General features: G+C 42.3%; 4 protein-coding genes. All 4 read right to left on the reverse strand.

The window, feature by feature from the left end; translation table 11 throughout:
- Nucleotides 1–60 precede the first annotated feature (60 nt).
- The 4 genes from tnpA to ACU01J_RS21540 all read right to left on the reverse strand — a co-directional run bounded on the left by tnpA (nucleotide 61) and on the right by ACU01J_RS21540 (nucleotide 3277).
- Nucleotides 61–507 (reverse strand): IS200/IS605 family transposase, encoded by a 447-nt coding sequence (gene tnpA / locus ACU01J_RS21525; RefSeq protein ID WP_481083863.1) that lies wholly within the window; start codon nucleotides 505–507, stop codon nucleotides 61–63.
- Nucleotides 508–639: 132 nt separating this feature from the next.
- Complete coding sequence (locus ACU01J_RS21530; RefSeq protein WP_481087443.1) at nucleotides 640–1131, reverse strand: GIY-YIG nuclease family protein; 492 nt, start codon at nucleotides 1129–1131, stop codon at nucleotides 640–642.
- 39 nt (nucleotides 1132–1170) lie between these two features.
- Nucleotides 1171–1728, reverse strand: coding sequence for a hypothetical protein (locus tag ACU01J_RS21535; protein ID WP_481087444.1), 558 nt, complete (start codon nucleotides 1726–1728; stop codon nucleotides 1171–1173).
- A 628-nt stretch (nucleotides 1729–2356) separates the two neighbouring features.
- Nucleotides 2357–3277: an IS5 family transposase gene (locus ACU01J_RS21540; RefSeq protein ID WP_481085133.1), complete on the reverse strand. Its 921-nt coding sequence runs from the start codon at nucleotides 3275–3277 to the stop codon at nucleotides 2357–2359.
- Nucleotides 3278–3356: the final 79 nt, after the last annotated feature.

The following is a 3356-nucleotide window of genomic DNA, read 5'->3' on the forward strand; positions in this document are numbered from 1 at the left end:
AGTAAAAATCCACCTGCATAGCAGGTGGCTTTGAAAGGCCCCCTAAAAGGGGGCTCACTGTTAGTTTTCTAACCCCAAACGCATCTGACGCTCTTCTTCTTCCTTTCCAACACGATCTTGGTGCCGGACATACCTACGTATAATTTCCTCATTCATCCCTACTGAATCAACGAAGTAGCCTCTTTGCCAAAATTTGTTACCCCATAATTTCTTCTTTCTTAAATACGGAAATTTGTTGAACAAGCGAATTGCGGTTCGTCCTTTTACAAAACCCATATATGTCGAAACACTCAAGCTAGGTGGCAATCTCACGACCAGATGCACGTGGTCTACTTGAACATTCAGCTCTACAACCTTACAGTTCTTCATATTACTGTAGATATAGATACTTCGGTAAAGCTCCTTACCCAAATTGCCTTTCAAGATTTTCAGGCGGTATTTTGGCGTCCAGACTATGTGGTACTGACACCTATAATATACGTGTGAGGCGGATTCATATTTGCTCATGTTCTTTATTTCCTTCATTTGCTGGTTACAACCGAGGACATCTTGAACATGAGCGTTCTTCGGGCATAGCCCAAAGGAACGATCACCACCTTCTAAAGAAGGTGGTTTAAGGTTAGAAAATAAAAAAGGAGCTTATTTGCTCCTATTCTTTCTTCTGCTAATTGGTATTGTATTTTTCCTTTTTCGCCTAGCAAACTCTTCGGGTATTTTCCCGATAATAGCCTCTTTTTTCTTTTGACCAACAGTACTGTATTTCTCGATTGCATCAGCCTCTTGCTTTATCGATTCGCTCACACCGTATCCTTTCCAGATAATAGTAACTAGCTCATTGAGAGGCTTATCTGAGGATTTCAAAATATTATATGCCTTGCTGTCTTTATTACGCTCATGACTTCGAATTCTGTGAAATAAGCTTGTTGAGCGACCGCAATAGGTATCGGTGCCATTAGAAATCTTGTACACAACGCATTCAAGTTCATTCAAAAATGCAGTGGCTTTATCGTATGTATCATCTGGATTCTTACCTCTAAGCGGCTGTACAACACTTCCAGCATCACACCATTCTATTTGGTCATCGTCGCTCTCACAGTCGCCTAGTAGCTCGTCTAGCTCGCTATCTGTCATACATACCTCCATAAGTGGCAGTGCCACAAATGAAAGTATTTATCTACGCTTGTTGATTTCTTCTATCGCCTCTTTGTGCTCTTTCCTAATCGCATCAATTAAGTCAAAGAATTCATGCGGATTCTCATCCAGATAGAAATCTATGAATCGATTAGGGTCGGGGTTGTGGATACACTGCACGGTAAACTCACCAAGCCTCAACTCAAACCCATTGTGATAGATTCCTAACAGCTCAATGTCCGCTCTAGGTAGCGCTACTTTAAAATCACCCATCAGCCATTTAATGGTTCCACTCATAGTGGCATAAAGGCGTTGGAATTCAGTAATATCGGTGTCTATCGAGTAATCCTCGACGTCAATGAAATACACGCCACCTTCCAAGCGAACAGTTCCACCAGCAATCTTTGCCAGTCTATTCACAAGTTTTATATATTTCTTTTCAGTTTTTAGAACATAAACACCATTCCTTTCAGCGTATTGCTTACCGCTCTTGGTGCTCAACTTGCTGGTGGTGTGCATTATCTTTCGGTTGGTCGTGGCTTCGAGTTCTCTAATCTCTCGGATAATTTGTTTGTATTGCGGGGATTCTGTAATCATACGTTCTCTAAATGAACGCCATAGAGAAACTTCCTAAAGAAAGAATCTCAACATTTAAAAAACGGAAATAAGAATATTTCTCTATGGCGTTAATGCTAACAAGATAAGCAAGGTTGCTTTCATTCTATTTATGTTCAGTGGTGCCAAGTCGCAGATTATTATCAATCACTCATGGACAGGCTTTTACTGTCACGTATAGCACTTGTACGTCTATTATATTTGGATACTCGAACCCAATAAACAAACCTTTTGATTTATCTTGCTACCCCGTGCTTGATAAAATGTTTCTGTCTATTTTCCAATAAAGTTAATAGCGATTCTGGCACAGCATTTTGTTCTCTGTACTTCTTGATTTCATCTAAGACGTATAAGCACTTAGCTTTCTGGTATGCTGCGCTAGCTTGTTGTACCGTATCGTAATAGCCAAGGCGTTTTGTTTTGCCATTCAGTGATAGACGAGCTACGTATTTTCCAGATTTATGCAGACTAACACCTATAGGAAAATCGCCACGTATTTCACCACTATCCAGAAATAGATTATTCAATGATGGTGGTACAAATGTGCAGGTATCAGGGCTTTGTTGCGTAATTCGGACAGAAAAACAAACCGCCCGAAATTGTGCAATTCTTAAACAACAAACTGAGTTTCAGGCATACCAAGCCCTGTAAGCTTGTTCAGCGCTTTAATCATGGCGTAGGTTTCGCCAACCTGAGCATTGTAGTTTCGCAGGCTTAACCTCCCACCTAGCAACTGCTTCACTCGATACATGGCTGTTTCTGATAGTGAACGTTTGTGATAACCATACCGCTTTTTCCACTTCTTGTTGGAGCCGTAGAGCTTTTGGCAACCCACTGCTAAATTGCGAGGATGTCCTTGTTCCCAGAAGGCTGCCCCTTCTCTTGGTGGGATAAGCGGAATAGCTCGCTTAATCCGTATGGCATCATGGCAGTTCCTTGTGTCGTAAGCACCATCTCCAGATATCTCGATGATTTGTCGACGTGTTTGCTTGAGCAAATTAGGAAGGACTTCTGAATCAGTGACATTAGATAAACTCAGTTCTGCTGCTACTATCTCGTGAGTACTGGTGTCGACTGCTAAATGCAGCTTTCTCCAGACTCTACGCTTCCCGTCAGTACCGTGCTTCTTGACCTTCCATTCACCTTCGCCATAAACCTTGAGACCAGTGGCATCAATGGCCAGATGCTGTATCGCACCTCTGGTTTTAGTTTTAAATGAAACCTCAACCTGCTGGGCTCGACGGCTTATACAGGTGTAATGCGGACAAACAAGCGGTATGTTAGCCAGCTTAAATACTGAGTCTAGAAAACCTTGCAGCGCTCTCAATGGCATAGAGAAAACGCGTTTTACCATCAGTGCGGTAGTAATGGCTAGGTCGCTGAATCGACGAGGCCTGCCGCGCTTACTCTGTTTGCTTTGCTTCCACTCGCGTATGGCTTCCTCATCAATCCAGAAAGTGAGTGAACCACGGTTGATTAGGGCTTTGTTGTACTGTTTCCAGTTAGTTGTTTTGTAACGAGGTTTCGGCATAAGGCTACGATGATTAACTGATGTAGCCGATCAGATCGTAACTTCCTGATTTAGTTCCATCGAATTACGCAACAAAGCC

It is taken from the genome of Vibrio sp. 2433-A1 (assembly GCF_056726085.1).